Origin of the sequence: Rhodococcus pseudokoreensis (genome assembly GCF_017068395.1) — a bacterium.
GTDB lineage: Bacteria > Actinomycetota > Actinomycetes > Mycobacteriales > Mycobacteriaceae > Rhodococcus_F > Rhodococcus_F pseudokoreensis.
Genome location: NZ_CP070619.1, coordinates 3,515,555 through 3,533,819, shown reverse-complemented (window position 1 = coordinate 3,533,819; position 18,265 = coordinate 3,515,555). Strand labels below are relative to the sequence as shown.

At 69.8% G+C, this 18,265-nt stretch carries 14 protein-coding genes, 1 pseudogene and 1 riboswitch; of the genes and pseudogenes, 9 read left to right on the top strand and 6 right to left on the bottom strand.

Annotated elements, in window-relative coordinates:
• Positions 1 to 29: 29 nt before the first annotated feature.
• Genes JWS13_RS21260 through JWS13_RS21240 form a run of 5 tightly spaced genes read left to right on the top strand, consistent with a single transcriptional unit; the run spans position 30 to position 4,425 of the window.
• Positions 30 to 392 (top strand): Rieske (2Fe-2S) protein, encoded by a 363-nt coding sequence (locus JWS13_RS21260; protein WP_012691457.1) that lies wholly within the window; start codon positions 30 to 32, stop codon positions 390 to 392.
• On the top strand, positions 389 to 1,981 hold the full coding sequence (locus JWS13_RS21255; protein ID WP_206007363.1) for a gamma-glutamyltransferase family protein: 1,593 nt from the start codon (positions 389 to 391) through the stop codon (positions 1,979 to 1,981). The genes JWS13_RS21260 and JWS13_RS21255 overlap by 4 nt, the downstream gene beginning before the upstream one ends.
• Positions 1,974 to 2,405, top strand: coding sequence for a RidA family protein (locus JWS13_RS21250; protein WP_206007362.1), 432 nt, complete (start codon positions 1,974 to 1,976; stop codon positions 2,403 to 2,405). The genes JWS13_RS21255 and JWS13_RS21250 overlap by 8 nt, the downstream gene beginning before the upstream one ends.
• Before the next feature lie 41 nt (positions 2,406 to 2,446).
• Positions 2,447 to 3,094, top strand: a complete 648-nt coding sequence (locus tag JWS13_RS21245; RefSeq protein ID WP_206007361.1) for a GntR family transcriptional regulator — start codon at positions 2,447 to 2,449, stop codon at positions 3,092 to 3,094.
• On the top strand, positions 3,091 to 4,425 hold the full coding sequence (locus JWS13_RS21240) for an MFS transporter (protein ID WP_206007360.1): 1,335 nt from the start codon (positions 3,091 to 3,093) through the stop codon (positions 4,423 to 4,425). The genes JWS13_RS21245 and JWS13_RS21240 overlap by 4 nt, the downstream gene beginning before the upstream one ends.
• On the opposite strand, the gene JWS13_RS21235 is transcribed toward JWS13_RS21240, so the two are convergent.
• Both JWS13_RS21235 and JWS13_RS21230 read right to left on the bottom strand, forming a co-directional pair.
• Positions 4,356 to 5,654 carry a M1 family metallopeptidase gene (locus JWS13_RS21235; RefSeq protein ID WP_206011680.1) on the bottom strand — a complete coding sequence of 433 codons (1,299 nt, stop codon included), beginning with the start codon at positions 5,652 to 5,654 and terminating at the stop codon, positions 4,356 to 4,358. The genes JWS13_RS21240 and JWS13_RS21235 overlap by 70 nt on opposite strands.
• Positions 5,655 to 5,668: 14 nt before the next feature.
• Positions 5,669 to 9,559 (bottom strand): Pls/PosA family non-ribosomal peptide synthetase, encoded by a 3,891-nt coding sequence (locus JWS13_RS21230; protein ID WP_206007359.1) that lies wholly within the window; start codon positions 9,557 to 9,559, stop codon positions 5,669 to 5,671.
• A 219-nt stretch (positions 9,560 to 9,778) separates the two neighbouring features.
• Here JWS13_RS21230 and JWS13_RS21225 point away from each other — a divergent pair, with 219 nt between their 5' ends.
• The gene (locus JWS13_RS21225) at positions 9,779 to 10,489 is read left to right on the top strand and encodes a YciI family protein (RefSeq protein WP_206007358.1); all 711 of its coding nucleotides are present in this window, start codon (positions 9,779 to 9,781) and stop codon (positions 10,487 to 10,489) included.
• Positions 10,489 to 11,742: an RNA polymerase sigma factor gene (locus JWS13_RS21220; RefSeq protein ID WP_206007357.1), complete on the top strand. Its 1,254-nt coding sequence runs from the start codon at positions 10,489 to 10,491 to the stop codon at positions 11,740 to 11,742. Before JWS13_RS21225 ends, JWS13_RS21220 begins: the two co-directional genes overlap by 1 nt.
• Here JWS13_RS21220 and JWS13_RS21215 read toward each other — a convergent pair.
• The 4 genes from JWS13_RS21215 to JWS13_RS21200 are packed head-to-tail and all read right to left on the bottom strand — an operon-like array spanning position 11,721 to position 15,873.
• On the bottom strand, positions 11,721 to 12,746 hold the full coding sequence (locus tag JWS13_RS21215; RefSeq protein ID WP_206007356.1) for an agmatine deiminase family protein: 1,026 nt from the start codon (positions 12,744 to 12,746) through the stop codon (positions 11,721 to 11,723). The two genes, JWS13_RS21220 and JWS13_RS21215, sit on opposite strands and share 22 nt — an antisense overlap.
• Positions 12,743 to 13,741, bottom strand: coding sequence for a nitrilase-related carbon-nitrogen hydrolase (locus tag JWS13_RS21210; protein WP_206007355.1), 999 nt, complete (start codon positions 13,739 to 13,741; stop codon positions 12,743 to 12,745). The genes JWS13_RS21215 and JWS13_RS21210 overlap by 4 nt, the downstream gene beginning before the upstream one ends.
• Complete coding sequence (locus JWS13_RS21205; RefSeq protein ID WP_206007354.1) at positions 13,738 to 14,364, bottom strand: TetR/AcrR family transcriptional regulator; 627 nt, start codon at positions 14,362 to 14,364, stop codon at positions 13,738 to 13,740. Before JWS13_RS21205 ends, JWS13_RS21210 begins: the two co-directional genes overlap by 4 nt.
• Before the next feature lie 27 nt (positions 14,365 to 14,391).
• Entirely contained in the window at positions 14,392 to 15,873 is a 1,482-nt protein-coding gene (locus tag JWS13_RS21200; RefSeq protein WP_206007353.1) for a purine-cytosine permease family protein, read from the bottom strand.
• Positions 15,874 to 16,144: 271 nt separating this feature from the next.
• Here JWS13_RS21200 and JWS13_RS21195 point away from each other — a divergent pair.
• A pseudogene (locus JWS13_RS21195) lies at positions 16,145 to 16,718 on the top strand (MlaD family protein); the annotation flags it as partial.
• Positions 16,719 to 16,801: 83 nt separating this feature from the next.
• Positions 16,802 to 16,916, top strand: a riboswitch (SAM riboswitch).
• Between the two features lie 51 nt (positions 16,917 to 16,967).
• Positions 16,968 to 18,263, top strand: coding sequence for an aminotransferase class V-fold PLP-dependent enzyme (locus JWS13_RS21190; RefSeq protein ID WP_206007352.1), 1,296 nt, complete (start codon positions 16,968 to 16,970; stop codon positions 18,261 to 18,263).
• Positions 18,264 to 18,265 lie beyond the last annotated feature (2 nt).

The following is an 18,265-nucleotide window of genomic DNA, read 5'->3' as shown; positions in this document are numbered from 1 at the left end:
GACCTACCTGTCGACAGAGGGAGAAGACCATGGAATTCACTCGCGTTGCGCGCTCCGGACAGGTTTCCGAAGGCATCGTGCGCCGCTTCTTCGCCGGTGACCACGAGTTCGCCGTGGCCCGTCTGAACGGAAAGGCCTACGCCACGTCGAACTACTGCACGCACCTGGACTGCCTGCTCTCGTCCGGGAAACTCGTGGACGACGGCATCGGATGTTCCTGCCACGGAAGCGTATTCGATCTGGAGACCGGTGAACCCGTGTGCCCGCCGGCGACGGTGGCCATCAAGACGTACCCGGTCGAGGAACGCGACGGTGAGATCTTCGTCGGCATCGACCCCGAGGACACCAGTTCCATTCCACGCAGGCGGGCCGCGCGGGGGTGCATGAAGTGACCCCTCGACCGTCCACCCTCTCCACCGACGGCATGGTCTCGTCCAGTCATCCCGCGGCCAGCACGGTCGGTGCGCGCGTACTGGCCGACGGCGGCAACGCGATCGACGCGACTCTGGCCATGGCCGCGATGACCTGGCTGACGTTGCCGGGCCAGTGCGGGATCGGCGGCGACGCGTTCGCGGTCGTCCGCGAACCCGACGGATCGGTGTGGACGGTCGGGGGCAGCGGCTTCGGGCCCGACGGCGCCGACGTGGACTTCTACACTGAACGCGGGCTGCGGTCGATTCCCCTGGACGGGGCGTTGGCGGTGGCGGTTCCCGGAGCGCCGGCCGCCCTCGCCGCACTGCACGCGGGTGGCGCCTCCCGTTCGCTGGCGGATCTCTGGGCGCCGGCGGTCCGCGCGGCGGAGAAGGGGCTGCCCTGCTCGGCCAAGACCCGCGACGACGTGCGGGAGGCGCAGGCCGCGATCGCCGCCGACCCCGGCTTGCGTGCCGTGTATCTGCCGGACGGGCGATTGCCGCAGGTCGGGGAGCTGCTGCCGCAGCGCGATCTGGCCCGGTTCCTCCGGGAACTGGCGCGCGACGTAGCCGGTTTCTACACTGGCTCGTTCGCTCGGCGGGCCGTCGACGCGCTCCGCGCCGGAGGGGCGCCGTTCAGCGGGGACGAGTGGGCGGCAGGCGCCGATGTGCGCCCGGAGTCCGCGATCAGCGGCCACTACGCCGGCGCGGTCGTGCACCAGACGCCGCTGCCCACACCCGGATGGATGCTGCTCCAGCAGGCGGCGCTGAACGACGGCGTCGTCGGTTTCTCCCCGTGGCTCACCGCCCCGGCGGTCGACCGCATGGCGAGAGCGGCGCGTCTGGCCTTCGAGGATCGGCTCGCAATGTGCGGCGCCGGCAACGACGGGTGGAGGGCGGTCCTCGAGCCGGCCGCGATCGGGTCGGCGAGAGACCGGCTGGACGGCCACCGGGCGTCGTCGGGCGCCTTCAGCGTGAACGCGGGAGACACCACCTCGACCGTCGCGGTGGACGCCGACGGTCGCGCCGTCAGTTTCATCCACTCCCTGGCCTTCACGTTCGGCGCCAAGATGACGGTGCCCGGCACCGGGGTGGTGCTGAACAATCGATACGGCCGCGGGGCCTACCTGATCCCGGGGCATCCCAACGCCGCGGCACCGCGGCGCAAGCCGCTGCACACCCTCAACGCGTGGGTCGTCACCGACACGTCCGGGAATCTGCTGCACGTCGGCAACACCCCGGGCGGGGACGGGCAGGTGCAGTGGAACATGCAACTGATCTCGCACCTCCTCGATCACGGACTCGACCCCGCGGAGGCCGTCGCGGCACCCCGCTTCACGGTGTTCCCCGGCAGCGACGCCGACGTGGTCGGACGCCCGGCGGAACTGCGATGCGAGTCCCGCATCCCGGAGGACGTGCGTGCCGAGTTGGCGCGGCTGGGCCACGACGTCGCCGTGCAGGGGCCGTGGGCCGCGGGCGGCAGCGCTCAGATCATCTCCGTCGACACCGCACGCGGACTGCTGTCCGGTGCCGCCGACCCTCGTCAGGAAGGGATAGCGCTCGGTGTCTGAGCCGGAACTCGTCCCGCGGCCGCAGGGCCGCTACGTCCCCGCTGTCGTGCACGACGGGATCGCGTACAGCGCGGGGATGACACCGCGCCGCGACGGGGTGCTGACCGTGACCGGCGTCGTCGGACGGGACCTGGACCTTCCGCGGGCCCGGGAGGCGGCCGGGTTGGCGGCGAGAAACGCGATCGCCGCCGTCGCCGCGGCCGTCGGTGGTACGGCGGCCATCTCCCGGTGCCTGCGGATGAGCGTGTTCGTCGCGTGTGCCCCGGACTTCCGTGAGCTGTCCGCGGTGGCCGACGGCGCGTCCGACGTGCTGGTCGAATGCCTGGGACCGGACGCTCTGCCGGTGCGCAGCGCGATCGGCGTGTACGCCCTGCCGTCCGGCGCGCCCGTGGAGATAGAGCTCACAGTGGCCGTCTCGGCATAGACCCGGCACCGGTCACCGGCGTATAAATACATCTTGTGTCTATGTTGTATTCCGCCGCGGAGCAGGCCTATCGCGAGGTCAAGGAGCTCATCCTGTCGGGCGGTCTGCCCGGCGGTGAGCTGATCAGCGAGGGCGAGATCGCCGGACGGATGGGGCTCAGCCGCACTCCGGTGCGCGAGGCCTTCCTCCGGCTCGAGGCCGAGGGCTGGATGCGGCTGTACCCGAAGCGGGGCGCACTCGTCGTCCCCGTCGCCGACGGCGAGGCGGAACATGTCGTCGACGCCCGCCAACTCGTCGAGACACACAGCGTCCAGGTGCTCGCCGATCAGCCGCACGCCCGCCAACTCCTCGTCGCCCGCCTGCGCGAGAACCTCGCGGAGCAGCGCGACATCGCCGCACGAGGCGATGTCGCCGCCTTCAGCGCCGCCGACGCCGACTTCCACCGGATGATCGTCGAGGCGGGCGAGAACCCGCTGCTGGCGACGTTCTACTCCAGCATCCGCGAGCGGCAGCGCCGCATGACGGCACACTCCATCACCCGCGACCCGGGACAGCTGCCCAGGATCATCGCCGACCACCAACAGCTGACCGAACTCGTCGAGGCCGGTGACGCCGCGGGCTTCGACGCCGCGGTGCTCGTCCACATGCGCCAGGTCCACGCCCTCAACCCGAGAGGAGTTGCGCGATGACCGCCGTCCGCGAATGCCCGACGGAGATGCCGCAGGCCCTCGCGTCGCCGCGCACCTGGATGCTGGTGGCCGCGACCATGTTCGCCGTCGCCTGGGGCGGCAACGAGTTCACGCCGCTCCTCGGCATGTACCGCGCCGATCACGGATTCTCACCGGTGACGGTCGATCTGTTCCTGTTCGCCTACGTCGTCGGGATCGTGCCCGCGCTGCTCCTCGGCGGACCGCTCTCCGACCGGCTGGGGCGCCGGCCGATCCTGCTTCCGGCCCCGTTCCTGACGGTCGCCGGATCCGCGCTCCTGGCCCTCGGCGCCGACTCCGCGGCGATGCTCATCGTCGGCCGCGTCCTGTGCGGCGTCGCGCTCGGTCTCGGCATGGCCGTCGGCGGCAGCTGGGTGAAGGAGTTGTCGACGGCGCCGTGGGATCCGGCGGCCACGGACGGGGCGGGTGCGCGTCGGGCCGCGATGAGCCTGACCGGTGGGTTCGGCCTCGGTGCCGGTGTCGCCGGTGTCCTCGCGCAGTGGGCGCCGCTGCCGAGCGTCCTGTCCTACGCCGTGCACAGCGCGATCGCCGTCGCCGCCGCCGTCGCGCTGTGGCTTGCCCCCGAGACCCGCGCGGCCCAGCCCGCCTCCGAACGAGGCTCCCTCGCCCGCGACCTCGCGATCCCGTCCGCCGCGCACAAGCGGTTCCTGTTCGTGATCGTGCCGCTCGCGCCGTGGGTGTTCGGCACGGCGGCCGCCGCCTACGCGGTGCTGCCGTCGCTGATGTCCCGGAACAGCGGTGGGCTGCCGCTCGCGTTCTCCGCGCTCATGTGCATGGTCGGCCTCGGGGCCGGTTTCGCCATCCAGGCGCTCGGCCGCAAGATCGACACTCCCCGCAACGCACGGGCCGTCGTGGTCTCGCTCGTTGTCGTCGTCGCCGGAATGGGCATCGCCGTCGTCGCGGCGTCCGCGCTGACCATTCCGCTCGCGCTCGCCGCGGCCGTCGTGCTCGGCTGCGGATACGGCATGGCCATGGTGTCGGGACTGCAGGAGATCCAGCGGATCGCGGGCCCCGACGACCTCGCGGGACTGACCGCGGTCTTCTACTCGCTGACGTATCTGGGATTCGGGACGCCCGTCGTGATGGCCTATCTGTCCGAGACGTTCCCGGCGGTGACGTATCCGAGAATGTTCGTATTCGGGGCGATCGCGGCGGCCGGCTGCCTCGCGCTCGCACTCACGAAGTGGCGCGCGCACCTGCCGAACACGGAGGCGCCGTCAGATCACATCGACGGCAGCGTCTTCTCCCCGAGCCACGAATCCCACAGCAGGCGCAGCGATTCGTCGGTGTAGTGGGCAGCCAGGTCGGTGAACTGCTCGCTCGTGACGGTGGAGTGGCGATGGACGAGGGTCCACTCGCGCAGCAATGCAAAGAACTTGTCGTCGCCGAGCCGGCGCCGCAGGGCGTGGAGTGTGAGCGCGCCGCGCTTGTAGACGCGGTCGTCGAACATCAGCTGCGGTCCCGGATCGGCGATCACCAGGTCCTGCGCTTTGCGGGCCAGGCCCTGATGCGCCTGGAGGGCGAGCTGGTGCGCCGAATGTCCACCGGAATTCTCCGACCAGATCCACTCGGCGTAACAGGCGAAGCCTTCGTGCAGCCAGATGTCCCGCCACTGGCCGAGCGTCAGGCTGTTGCCGAACCACTGGTGGGCCAGTTCGTGCGCCACCAGACGTTCGGCCCAGCGCCTACCGGTGCAGTGGTTGGCGCCGAAGATGGACAGTCCCTGCGCCTCGAGCGGGATCTCCAACTCGTCGTCCGTCACGACCACCGTGTAGTCGGCGAACGGATAGGGGCCGAACAACCGGGAGAACACGTCCATCATCTGGGGCTGCCTGCCGAAGTCCACGTCGAACGACGCCCGCAGCCGCGGCGGGTGGACGGCGAACATGGGAACACCGCCGGAACCGAAACTGCGGCGCTCGTACGGCCCGATCTGGATGGTGGCGAGGTAACTCGGCATCGGCTCGGTCTGCTCGTACACCCACGTCGTCTGACTGGCCCGGGTCTGCTTGCTCACCAGCGCGCCGTTGGCCAGCGTGTAGTACGGCGAATCGGTGGTGATCGAGATGCGGTAGCTGGCCTTCGAGCTGGGATGGTCGTCGCACGGGAACCACGACGCCGCGCCGTTGGGCTGACTGGCGACGAGGGCGCCCTCCGACAATTCTTCCCACCCGACCTCACCCCACATGCTGCGGATCGGTTTCGGCGAACCCCCGTACTGGACGGTGAGCACGAGGGCGCCGCCCGCGGGGATCTTCTGCGCGGGCGTGATGATCAGCTTGCCGTTGCGGTGCAGCCACTTCGTGTTGCGGGATCCGTTGGTCGTGACTTTCGTGACGTGCAGGTTTGCCGCCAGGTCCAGGGCGAACCGGGACCGGACCGCGGTCGTGACCGCGGTGATCGTGGCCTTGCCCGCCAGCCGGTTGCTGTGGACCTTGTAGGTGAGGTCGAGTTCGTACCGGGACACCCGGTATCCGCGGTTGCCGTTCTGGGGGAGGTACGGGTCGACCGGCTCGTCCATCCCCTTGTCGGACTTCACGTGGCCGCCCAGGGGGCGATCGGGTTCCCCTGCCAGCGCGTGGACGGCGGCACGGTGTCGCCGCGCATGACGAGGGAGGCCGGTCCAACCGTGCCGCCTTCGCCGATCCGGGCGGCGGGCAGCGCGACACAGTGCGGACCGAGGGTGGCTCCGGCTCCGAGGATGACGGTGTCCATGGACATGATCCGATCATGGAACAGGTGAGTCTGCACCACGCACCCCCGTTCCACGGTCGCTCCGTCGCCCAGCGTCACGAGATCGGCCTCGGGGAGCCAATAGGTTTCACACCACACACCCTTGCCGATGGTGGCGCCGAGACCCCGCAACCAGACGTTCAGGACGGCGGTGCCGGTGGCGGCCCGAGCGAACCAGGGTGCGGCGACGGTCTCCACGAACGCGTCCGACACCTCGTTCCGCCACACGAACGAACTCCACAGCGGGTGTTCGATCTTCCCGATCCGACCCACCACCAGCCACTTCGCGACCACGGAGATCAGTCCGGCGGCCGCACCCGCGACGAGGAGGACGAGTCCGCTGGCCAGCGCGGCGAGCCAGAAACCGACGCGGCCGGCCATCACCTCCAGCGCGAACAGCACGCCGAGCCCGATCCCGAACGTCACGATCACGGGAAGGAGACGGCACGTTTCGACGACGGCACGGGCGACCTTGAGCCGGAACGGCGGGCGGAACGTGCGGGAGGCGTCGGTGTCGCCGGGCGCCCGGCGGAGGCGGACGGGGGGACTGCCCAGCCAGGAGGAACCGGATTTAGCCTTCGACGGCGTGGCCGAGAGCACCGCGACGAGACCGTTCTTGGGGACCCGGCGGCCCGGACCGGTCATGCCGGAGTTGCCGAGGAACGCGCGCTTGCCGACCTTCGCGTGTTCGATGTGCATCCAGCCGCCGCCGAGTTCGTAACTCGCGATCATCGTGTCGTCGGCGAGGAACGCGCCGTCCGCCACGGTCGTGAACTTCGGCAGCATGAGAACGGTCGACGCTTCCACGTTCTTGCCGATCCGGGCGCCGAGCAACCGCAGCCACCCCGGAGTCAGCAGGCTCGCGTACAGCGGGAACAGGAACGTGCGGGCCGAGTCCATGAGTCGTTCGGTGGCCCACACCTGCCAGCCGACGCGACTGCGGACCGGGTGGTAGCCCTCGTGCAATCCGATCGACAGCAGTCGGACGGACACCACCGTGAGAACGGCGAACACGAGGAGGCTGACGAGCGTCGCGGCGGGAAGGATCACCAGCGACTGCAGTGCGGCCGCCCCGACCGTGCCCGCGTCGCGGATCCACCACCCGACGATCACGATGCCTGCGATCAGGGCGAAGATCGGCAGACCGGCGATGAGCATCGACGTCACGCCGAACGCGGGAACCCAGTAGGCCGCGCGGCGTGGGGTCTCCTCGGGCCACGGGTGGACCGCCTTGCCGACCTTGACCGCCGGTGAACCAGCCCAGTGCTGATTGGCCTTGACGCGTCCGAACACCGCGGAACCGGCCTCGACCTCGGCGTTACGGCCGATGGTGGCGCCGGGGAGCAGCGTCGATCGCGCACCGACCGAGGCGCCGGGACCGATCTTGATCGCGCCGATGTGGACGACGTCGCCGTCCACCCAGTGCCCGGACAGGTCGACCTCCGGTTCGACCGAGCAGCCGTCGCCGAGTTCGAGCATCCCGGTGACCGGTGGCAGGGTGTGCAGGTCGACGCCCTTGCCGACGTCGGCGCCGAGCGCCCGCGCGTAGTAGAGCATCCACGGGGCCCCGGACAGGTTCGCGGCGCCGCTGGCCTCGGTGAGGCGCAGCGCCACCCACAGTCGCAGGTGTTCGCTGCCGCCTCGGGGATACGTTCCCGGTTCGAGTCCGCGCAGCAGGATCCGTGAACCGAGCACCGAGATCGCCATCCGCCCGACCGGACTGATGAACGCGAAGAACGCGAGCAGAATCCACCACCACGACACCGTGGGCGCCCAGGACACGGTCGTGAACCAGGAGAAGACGTTGTTCGCGATGGCCAGCCACGTCACCCATTGCAGACCGGTGAGCGTGGTGAGCGGGACCGTCGCCGCGATCTGCGCGAGCTGGCTTCGCCGCGGAGTGGGGGTGACGATGCGGGGTTCGACGGCGTCGATCGGCGCCAGTTCGTCGAGGTATTCGGCGAGCGAACCGAGCCGCGGATGGTCGTAGAGTTGCGCGACCGTCACCTCGGGGAACCGTTCGCGCAGCGCCGTGACCAGCTGGGCGGCGGAAAGAGAACCGCCGCCGAGTTCGAAGAAGTCGTCGTCGGTTCCGGTGATCTCGGCGCCGAGAATCGACGTCCACAACTCGGCGACCCACGCCGGAGTGCCCTCGAGGCCCAGCTTCTCCGCGGCGTCGTCGACGCCCGGCGGCGGCCAGGGAAGGGCGTTCCGGTCGACCTTCCCCGACGTGCGGGTGGGGAGTTCGTCGACCAGCACCAGCCGCGGGACCAACGCAGCCGGAAGTTGGCCGGTGAGCGTGGTGTGCGCGGCCTTGAGGTCGAAGTCGGGGTTGGTGCTGGCCAGGTAGCCGACGAGGATCTGATGACCGGCACCGGTCCGGCGCACGGCCGCCGCCGCACCGCCGACGCCGGGGAGGTTCTGCAACGCGTTGTCGACCTCGCCCAGCTCGATCCGCCTGCCGCCGAGTTTCACCTGGTCGTCCGCGCGGCCCTGGAACAGGAGTCCGCGCGTGTCGAGGCGGACCAGGTCGCCGCTCCGGTAGGCCCGATCCCAGCCGAGCGTCGGCATCGGGGCGTACTTCTCCGCGTCTTTCGCTGGGTCGAGGTAGCGGGCGAGGCCTACACCGCCGATGACCAGTTCGCCGACCTCGCCCTCGGGCACGGGTTCGCCTGCTGCGTCGACGACGGCGAGATCCCAGCCGTCCAGCGGGAGGCCGATGCTGACGGGGCTCCGGCCGTCCATCAGGGCGCCGCAGGCCACGACGGTCGCCTCGGTGGGCCCGTACGTGTTCCACACCTCGCGGCCGTCGACGGCGAGGCGTTCGGCCAGTTCGGGCGGGCAGGCCTCGCCGCCGAAGATCAGCAGGCGCACGGCCTCGAGGGCCTCGGCGGGCCACAGCGATGCCAGGGTCGGCACCGTCGAGACGATGCTGACGTCGCGGGCGACGAGCCACGGGCCAAGATCCATGCCGCTGCGCACCAGCGACCGGGGTGCGGGAACGAGGCAGGCGCCGTGACGCCACGCCAGCCACATCTCCTCGCAGGACGCGTCGAACGCCACCGACAGTCCGGCGAGCACCCGGTCGCCGGGCCGGATCGGGTCTTCCTGCAGGAACATCCGGGCCTCGGCGTCCACGAACGCGGCCGCGTTGCGATGGTTCACCGCGACACCCTTGGGGGTGCCGGTGGAACCGGACGTGAAGATGATCCAGGCGTCGTCGTCGACGGTCGGCGGGCGGGCGCTCGGCGCTTCCGCCCTGACCGGTGCGGTGCCGGCGACGATCCCGGCGCCGGTCACCACGCACCGCACCTGCGCCTCGCCGAACACGAGTTCGGCGCGTTCCTCGGGGTCGTCCGCGTCGACCGGCACGTAGGCGGCGCCGACGGCGAGGGTCGACAGGATGGCGACGTACAGCGAGCACGAGCCGGACGGCATCCGGATTCCGACGCGATCGCCGGCCCCGACCCCCGATTCGGCGAGGACGTCGGCGGTCTGCCGGATCTCCTCGAGCAGTTCCTGGTACGTCAGCGACGTGGTGCCGTCGTCGATCGCGGGGGCTTCGGGGCTCGCCTCCGCTGTCGCGAACAGGATGTCGACGAGGGTGCGCGGCGCCGGTGCGAATTCACGGCGGAGGAATTCCCGGGGTATACGGAGCGACAGGTCCGAATCCGTCGGCGACTGGAGAGACAATCCAGGATTCCTTCTCTGAGCGGGTAGTGGTGCGTACGGCTCGTTATCTCACGATCAAGTGGACAGATGGTGAACAGTTGGTGTTCGGTAGGGCTCCTTCGACCATTCTTCACCTGCTGTTGGAGGTTTCTCGCCGCGGATGTAGAAGTTCGCTCCTTTTCTTCGTCGTCTGGTCAGAGGGAGCACCCGGGTTCCCTCGAATCGAGGAAGGATGACGTCATGTACTACCTGGCATTGCTGGCGGGCGAGAAGAACGCCACCGAATGGGGACCGGACAGTCCGGAGTTCGCTGTGGCGATGGGACGTCACCAGGCGTCCTGGGATGGGGCGGGCTCCGCGCTCGTCGGCGGTGGGGCGCTGTACCCCAGCGCGGAGGCGGCGACCATCCGGAACGAGGACGGCCGTGCGCTGATCACGGACGGTCCGTTCGCGGAGACGGCGGAGGTGATCGGCGGCTTCTACGTCCTCGAGGGTTCGGACCTGGACGAGGTGCTCGAACACGCGCGCCGCATCCCGGAGGCCTCCGAGGGTTCCGTCGAACTGTGGCCGATGTTCGAGTGGATGGCCGTGACGGATCAGAAGGGCTGTTGGCTGGCGCTGCTTCGTGAACCGGTGGGGGCGGCCGTGTCGCCGGGCACACCCCAATGGGACGAGGGGATGGCCGAGCACGAGCAGTTCGGACGCGTCGCCGGGTCTGCGGTCCGCGGCGGCGGGGCCCTGTATCCGCCGGACTCCGCGACGACGATCCGCGTCCGGGACGGCGAACTTCTGCTCACCGACGGACCGTTCGCCGAGACCGCGGAGGTCGCGAACGGTCTGTACGTGCTGGCTGCCGACGACCGGGAGAGCGCGATCGCGCTGGCGGCGAAGATCCCGGTGTCGCCGAAAGGGTGCATCGAACTCCGGCAGATCGTCGCCGACGCCGAGTGATGGACGGCGACACTCTGAGCCGCGTCTTCCGGGAGGAGTCCGGGCGGGCGCTGGCCACCGTGGCACGGATGGTCGGCGACCTGTCCCTCGCGGAAGACGCGGTGCAGGAGGCGTTCGCCGAGGCGATCCGCAGCTGGCCGGATTCGGGTGTGCCGAACAACCCGGGCGCCTGGATCACGACCGTCGCCCGCAACCGGGCACTGGACCGGTTGCGCCGGGAGTCGCTGCGCGGCGACAAGGAGCACGATGCGGCGCGACTCGTTCCGCCTCCCGACGAGGAAGAGGTGTGGCCGGTGCGTGACGACCAGTTGCGGCTCATGTTCACGTGCTGCCATCCCGCGCTGTCCTCGGAGTCGCAGGTGGCGTTGACGCTCCGGCTGGTGGCCGGGTTGCGGCCCGCGGAGATCGCCCGGTTGTTCCTCGCCCCGGAACCGACCGTGTCCCAACGGCTCAGCCGCGCCAAGGCCAAGATCCGGACGGCGGGGATCCCGTTCCGGGTTCCGCCCGACCATCTGCTGCCCGAGCGCACCCCGCAGGTGCTCGCCTGCATCTACCTGGTGTTCACCGAGGGCTATTCGGCCACGTCCGGTGACACCGCGATCCGCGACGAACTCTGCGAGGAGGCGCTGCGGCTCGGCCGGCTGTTGTGCGAACTGATGCCGGACGAGGGTGAGGCGTGGGCGTTGATGGCGCTCATGCTGTTCCACGACAGCAGGCGAGCCCAGCGCACCGACGCCGCCGGTGATCTCGTCCCCCTCGAATGCCAGGACCGCAGGCGGTGGGACCGGGCGAAGATCGAGGAAGGCGTCGTGTGCCTGCGGGCTGCCCGGCGCCGGGGCGGCGGTCCGTACAGCGCGCAGGCCACGATTGCCGCCGCCCACGCGACGGCGCCGAACTGGGAAGCCACCGACTGGGGCACCGTCGTCGCCGGATACGACGAGCTCGCCGCGTATGGTGACTCGCCCGCGGTTCGTCTCAATCACGCTGTGGCCGTGAGTTTCCGGGACAGTCCCGACGCCGGTCTCGCCGAGGTGGACGCGCTGGCCGGGGAGCCGAGGCTCGCCCGGACACACACCCTGCACGCCACCCGCGCCGACCTGCTGCGCCGAGCGGGCAGGCCGGCGGAGGCGAGCGTGGAGTACCGCGCCGCGATCGGATTGGCGGCGAACGAACCGACCCGGCGTTTCCTGACCCGGCGGCTCACGGAAGTGGACGGCGAAACCGCTGCCCGTCAGATCCGCCCGCGAGGCTGATGCTGGGTGATGCAGTGGATGCCGCCGCCCCGCGCGAAGATCTGCCGGGCATCGACGGTGACGACGCGGCGACCCGGGTAGACGCTCGACAGGATGTCCCGGGCGAGGGCGTCGTGGGGGTCGTCGAAGCCGCACGCGATGACGCCGCCGTTGACGACGAGATGGTTGATGTAGCTGTAGTCGACCCACCCCTCCTCGTCACGCAGGATGGTCGGCGCGGGCACCTCGACGATCCGCCACGGCGCACCGGACCGGTCACGGCTGTCGGACAGCACCTTCAGGATCTCGGCGGTCACCTCGTGGTCGGGGTGGGACGGGTCGCGCTGGCAGTGCACCAGGACCACCCCTGGCGCGGGCAGGGCCGCCACGATGTCGACGTGCCCCTTGGTGCCGAACTTCTCGGAATCCCGGGTCAGGCCGCGCGGCAGCCAGACGACGTGCTCGGCGCCGATCGTGCGCGCGAGTTCCGCCTCGACACCCGCCGCGTCCAGGCCGGGGTTGCGCAGCGGGTCGAGTTGCACCGTCTCGGTGACGAGCACGGTTCCGTGGCCGTCCACCTGAATTCCGCCGCCCTCGTTGACCATCGACGACGGGACCGGCCGGGCGCCCGACCACGCCGTGACGGCCGCGCCGATCGACCGGTCGCGGTCCCAGGTGGCCCACTCCTGCTGTCCCCAGCCGTTGAACACCCAGTCGACGGCACCGAGACGGTCCTCCTCGTCGAGGACGAACGTGGGACCGATGTCGCGCATCCAGGCGTCGTCGAGGGGCGCCTCGACCACGTCGATGTCCGGGGACAGGTACTGCCGGGCGACGTTCCGGTCTGCCGGATCGACGACCATGGTGACCGGTTCGAATTCGGCGATCGCGTGGGCGACGGCCGCCCACGCGGTCCGCGCCTCGTGGGCGTCGTCGACCGTCGCGGTCATCGACGCCCCGAGGGGCGGAAACGCCATCCAGACCCGCTCCTGCGGTTCCGTCTCGCTGGGCATCCGCCAGGTCATGACCGGGTCTCCGCGGCGGCGACCGTCGACGGGAGGCCGTAGGGGTGCTCGTGGTCGACGGCGTCCGTGAGCCGGGTGTACGTGTCCGGCCTGCGGGTGGTCAGGAACGGGAAGAGGTCGAGCCAGTCCTTGCGCTGATCGAGGTCGAGGTCGGCCACCAGGACCGCTTCCTCGTCGCGGGGAGCGGACACCAGCACCCGGCCGTACGGGTCGGAGATGAAGGAGGAACCGTAGAAGTCGATGCCGCCCTCGTTGCCGCACCGGTTCGGGACCACCATGAATGTTCCACTGGTGATGCCGTTTCCGACGATCACGTGCTGCCAGATCGGCTGCGTGTCGAACGCCGGGAAGCTCGGCTCGGACCCGATCGCGGTCGGGTAGACGAGGATCTCCGCGCCGCCGAGCGAGTACATCCGGGACACCTCGGGGAACCACTCGTCCCAGCACGTCGGCAGTCCGAGGGCGGCGCCGCCCAGTTCGGCCGGCCGGTAGACGGGGTAGGCGTCGTCGGCGGGGCCGCCGCGGAAGTAGGTGTCCTCGTAGTATCCCGCGCTGACGGGGATGTGCAGCTTGCGTGTCCGGGAGAGCAGTTCGCCGGACGGGGACACGAGGATGGCGGTGTTGAAACCGAGACCGTCCGGGCCGTCGGCCTTCTCGTACAGCGAGGCGTGGACGCAGACCTGGTGGCGGGCAGCGGCGGCGGCCGCGAACGTGTAGGTGGGTCCGGTCGTGAGGTCCTCGGCGTCGCGTCCGGGTGTGCCGGTCGCGCGGGTGTCGGCGGGGTACTTCGACAGCGTGAGTTCCGGCAGGAACACCACTTCCGCGCCGAGGGCCGCCGCCTCACCGATCGCGTCGGTCAACGCGGTGCGCAATGCGTCCGCGTCGGCGCGCCAGCGGTGCTGCACCAACCCGACCCGCAGCGGAGTGCGGGCGGTGGCCGTGGAACGTGCGGGGGAGGCGGGTGCGGGCAGCGCGGTGATCGTGCGGATGGTCATCGTTTTTCCTTCGTTCTGGTGGTGACGGGGTTGTCGGTGGTGCGGTCGGTGGGCTCGGACATCACGACGTCGATCGCGCCGAGCAGATGGGAGCGGGCGTCCTCGGTGGAGATCTCCTTGCAGAGCCACCGTCCGGACAGTCCTTCGACGAGGGCGGTCATCGTGACCGCGGTGCGCCGGGGGTCGAGGGAGGGGGAGATCTCGCCGGTGGCCTGCGCCTGCGTGATCGCGTCGGCGATCTCCGCGACCCACGCGGCGGTGGTCCGGGCGAGAGGCTCCCGCAGCGCCTCCTCGTACACGGCGGAAGCGCGTAACTCGTTCCAGGCCAGCGAGTTCTCCACGACCTCGGGGCGGTCCTGGATCTCGCCGAGGAGCGAGCGGGTGAGCCGGTCGCGTGCGGAGTCCGCGGACCCCTCGCCCTCGCTGCGGTAGTCGCGGGCACGGTCGTTGATGTAGTTCAGGGCGGCCTCGAGCAGGCCGATGCGATCCTTGAAGTGGTAGTACAGCAGTCCCGGCGAGACTCCCGCGACCTCCGCGACATCGTTGACGCGCAGCCCGCGGATACCTCGCTGGGCAATGGCCGTCGCGCTGGCCTTCAGAATCGCGTCGCGTCGCTCGCTCATCGGGGATCTCCTTCGGTTCGTGTCGCGCTAGGACGACGGCGCCTCGACCGGGGCCACGTGTTCGGGCCACAGTCGCAGCGCGACGAGGTAGCCGGCCACGGCGATGACCGACGATCCGATCAGACTGACATCGACACCGTGCGCGATGTCGGCAAGCGGCCCGGAGTACAGCGACGTGTCGACCGCGAGCAGGCCGAACAGCGATCCGGCCGCCCAGGGGATGACGGCGCGCAGATTCCAGCCGCCGGTGAACCAGTACCGCCCACCCCTCCGGCCCAGGTTGAAGACCTGGAGATCGACGGCGTCGTACTGCCCGCGCCGCGCAACCAGGAAGCCGGCGACGTTGATCGCCACCCACGGAGCGGCGAAACCGTTGAGCACCAACGTCATCGCCGTGATCGAATCGACGGCGTCGACGACGAAGACGCCGATGTAGAGCAGGGCCACCGCGAGCGCCGACGTGATCAGCGTCGTGTGGACGCGGCGCAACCGGGGGATCAGCGCCTCCAGGTCGAGTCCGCTGGCGTAGACGTTGAGGACGCCCTGGCCGAGTCCGCCCGCGAGGGCGACGAGCACGATCGGCAGCACGTACCAGCCGGGAGCCTCCGCCACCAGGTCGGCGACGTAGGAGTCGCTCAGCGTGGTGAACGTCGATGCGGTGAACGAACCGAACGCCGCGGTCAGGAACAATCCGAAGAAGATGCCGGCCATGGTGGCCGCGACGATCGAACGGTCGCTGAACCGCACCCGGGAGATCCGCCTGCTGTAGTCGCCGAGCGTCGGGGCGTAGGACAGCGGACCGCCGACGGCGAGGACCACGGCCAGAATCCAGGTGGGCCAGAATCCGCCGAGCAGGTAGTCGCCGCTGCCCGCTCCGCCGTCGAAGTGGCCACCGAATGCGAAGACCCCCAGCAGGAGCAGGGCCGCGACGATGGGCAGCACGAACTTCTGGAGCGCGACCACCGTGCCGTGGCCGAACAGTGCGACGGCCACGATCTCGGCGGCGATGATGCCGTAGCCGAGTGCGAGCATGCCGTTGTCGACCGGTGTGCCGAACAGGCGGTGGGCGGCGGCGATCAGTGCGTCGCCCGACGTCCAGACCGCGATCGCGGCGTACGCGAGGGCGAAGAGGAGGGTGAGCCCTGACCCGATCATCCGTCCGCTCACTCCGAAGTGCGCACCACTCGACACGGTGTTGTTCGTGCCGGTGCGCGGGCCCAGGAGCGACAGGGGAGCGATGAGGAGCGTCCCCAGCCCGATGCCGATCGCGCTGGCCGCCAGCGCGCTGCCGAAGCTGAGCCCGAATGTGATGGGGAGCCAGCCGAACACGATCACGGAGAACGCCAGATTGCCGCCGAAGAACACCGCGAGCATGTTGAGCGGTCGCGAATCGCGTTCCGATTCGGGGATGTACTCGACGCCGATCGTCTCGACGTGTCCGAACCGGTCCTCCGGCGGGGAGGGGGCGGTGTCGTCGAGGGGCATCGTCGGGTCGAGATTCGTGGACACTGCGGACCTCACATTCGGGGCGGAGGTGACCGGTATCACGTCCTGTTGGGTATCGAACATATTCCAAACTGAAAATTCAGTCAAGACCCGACGGTGACGTGCACCACCGCGAGCGGCGCGGAGTTTGCGCTGCTCCGGCGACCGGACTAGATATATGTGTGACCGATAGTCTCACTTATTCACCGGTCATCGGAGTGCCTGTGTCTGCCGCCACCACCGCCGCCGTCTCGTGATCCGGTGGCAGCTGATCGGCTTCGTACTCGTCGCCGTCATGGGGCTCGTCTACGTGGGTGCCAACGCCTCGACAACCTCCTCGGCTTCGGCGAATGCGCCGTGAACCTCGAACTGGAGACGTCGGGCGACATCTTCACCAACGCCGAAGTCGCCTACCGCGGCGTGCCGGTCGGTCGCGTCGGGGACCATGCCCCTCGCGGCGGACGGCGTCGTCGTCGAATTGAGGATCGACAAGAGCGCGCCCGACATTCACGCATCCGCGAAAGCCGTTGTGGCGAACCGGTCGACGCGCTCCACGCCGTCGTGACGGAACTCGGCGCGGCATTCGACGGAAAGGGGTCGGGTACGAGGGCACCCAAGCGATCCTCCAGGAGATGAAGCGCCAGGATCCGAACTTCGACGACACGCAGCAGGGCTTCCCGCAGAACACCGCCGCCACCTGCGCGGCCCCGCAGGGCAGTCTCACCGGCGTCCGCAGCGCGAACCGGATCGTGTTCGGCGACCCCGCCACCGTTCAACCGTGGGACTCCACCCCCAAGAAGGACCCGAACAAGCTGGACCTCAACCCGATTGCGAATCAGCTCGCCCCGCTGCTCGGGGTCACCCCCAACTGGCGCAAATCGTCGGACCCGGATTCCGGACCCTCCCGGTGTCGGGTTGACAACTACGCGCCGATCCTGCAATCTTCGAAACAGGTCACGAGTACCAGCGTCAAGCCCCGGCTAGCTGGTCGGCAACCCTCCACCGCGGCGGGGTGCTCCGGGTGACGACCAGGCTGAGGTTCATACCGAACCCGGCAAGCGCGGACTCCGAGAGGGCACCGACCCTGCGACGAGTCCCTGACTACGAGGGATGTCGTGATGACTGCTGTATTGACCGCTGACGTGTGTGTTGCCCCCCTGGCTCAGGTTTCGGGTTCCGACCTGCGGGTTCCGCTCGTTCAGGGCGGCGACTGCACCTACGTGAACTTCGACTACGCGGCCAGTGCTCCCGCGTTGGCGCAGGTCACGGACCGTATCGGGGCCCTGCTTCCGACGTACTCCAGTGTGCACCGCGGCGCCGGCTACGCCTCGCGGGTGTCGACCGAGTGCTACGAAAAGGCCCGCGATTCGGTGGCCCGGTTCGTCGGGGCGTGCGACGACCAGGTGGTGGTGTTCACCCGCAACACCACCGACTCACTGAACCTGCTCGCCAATTGCGTTCCCGGCAGCACCGTCGTCCTCGACATCGAACACCACGCGAACCTGCTGCCGTGGAAGGACTCTCGCGTCGTGCGGGCCGCGGACACCCTTGACGAGACCGTCCGGCTGCTCGTCGCCGAACTGTGCTCCAAGCCCACCGCCCTGCTCGCGGTGACGGGTGCCTCCAACGTCACCGGTGAGGTGCTGCCGATCGCCGCCCTCGCCGAGGTGGCGCATCGTTGCGGCGCACGGATTCTCGTCGACGCCGCTCAGCTCGCACCGCACCGTCGCATCGACGTAGAGGAGTGGGGTGTCGACTACCTCGCCTTCTCCGGGCACAAGCTGTACGCCCCGTTCGGCGCCGGCGTGCTCGTGGGCCGCCGGGACTGGCTCGACGCCGCCGAGCCCTACCTCGCGGGCGGCGGCGCGGTCCGGAACGTGACCGTCGAATCGACCCAGTGGGCGCCCGCCCCCGCCCGGCACGAGGCGGGAACCCCCAACGTGCTCGGCGCCGCGGCCCTCGCCGCCGCGTGCGATGCGCTGTCCGAACTGGACTTCGGCACGGTGGCCGAACACGAGGCGGCACTCACCGGCAGGCTCCTCGACGGCCTCGGATCCGTCGACGGACTGGAGTTCCTACGGCTGTGGACGGACGCCCCCGACACCGTGGGAATCGTGACGTTCACGATCGACGGTTTCGAGCCGGGCGAGATCGCCGCCTACCTGTCCGCCGAACACGGAATCGGAGTTCGCGACGGACGTTTCTGCGCACACCCGCTGCTGGGCCGCCTCGGCAGGCCCGACGGCGCCGTGCGGGTGAGCGTCGGTCTCGGAAGCTGCTCCGACGACGTGGATCGGCTGGTCGACGCCGTGCGCACCCTGGTGGCGGGAGGCCGGAACTGGGCCTACGCCAAGGAGAGCGGCCAGTGGAATCCGGTGCCCGAGACCCGCTTTTCGCGAGACGCGCTAGTATGACG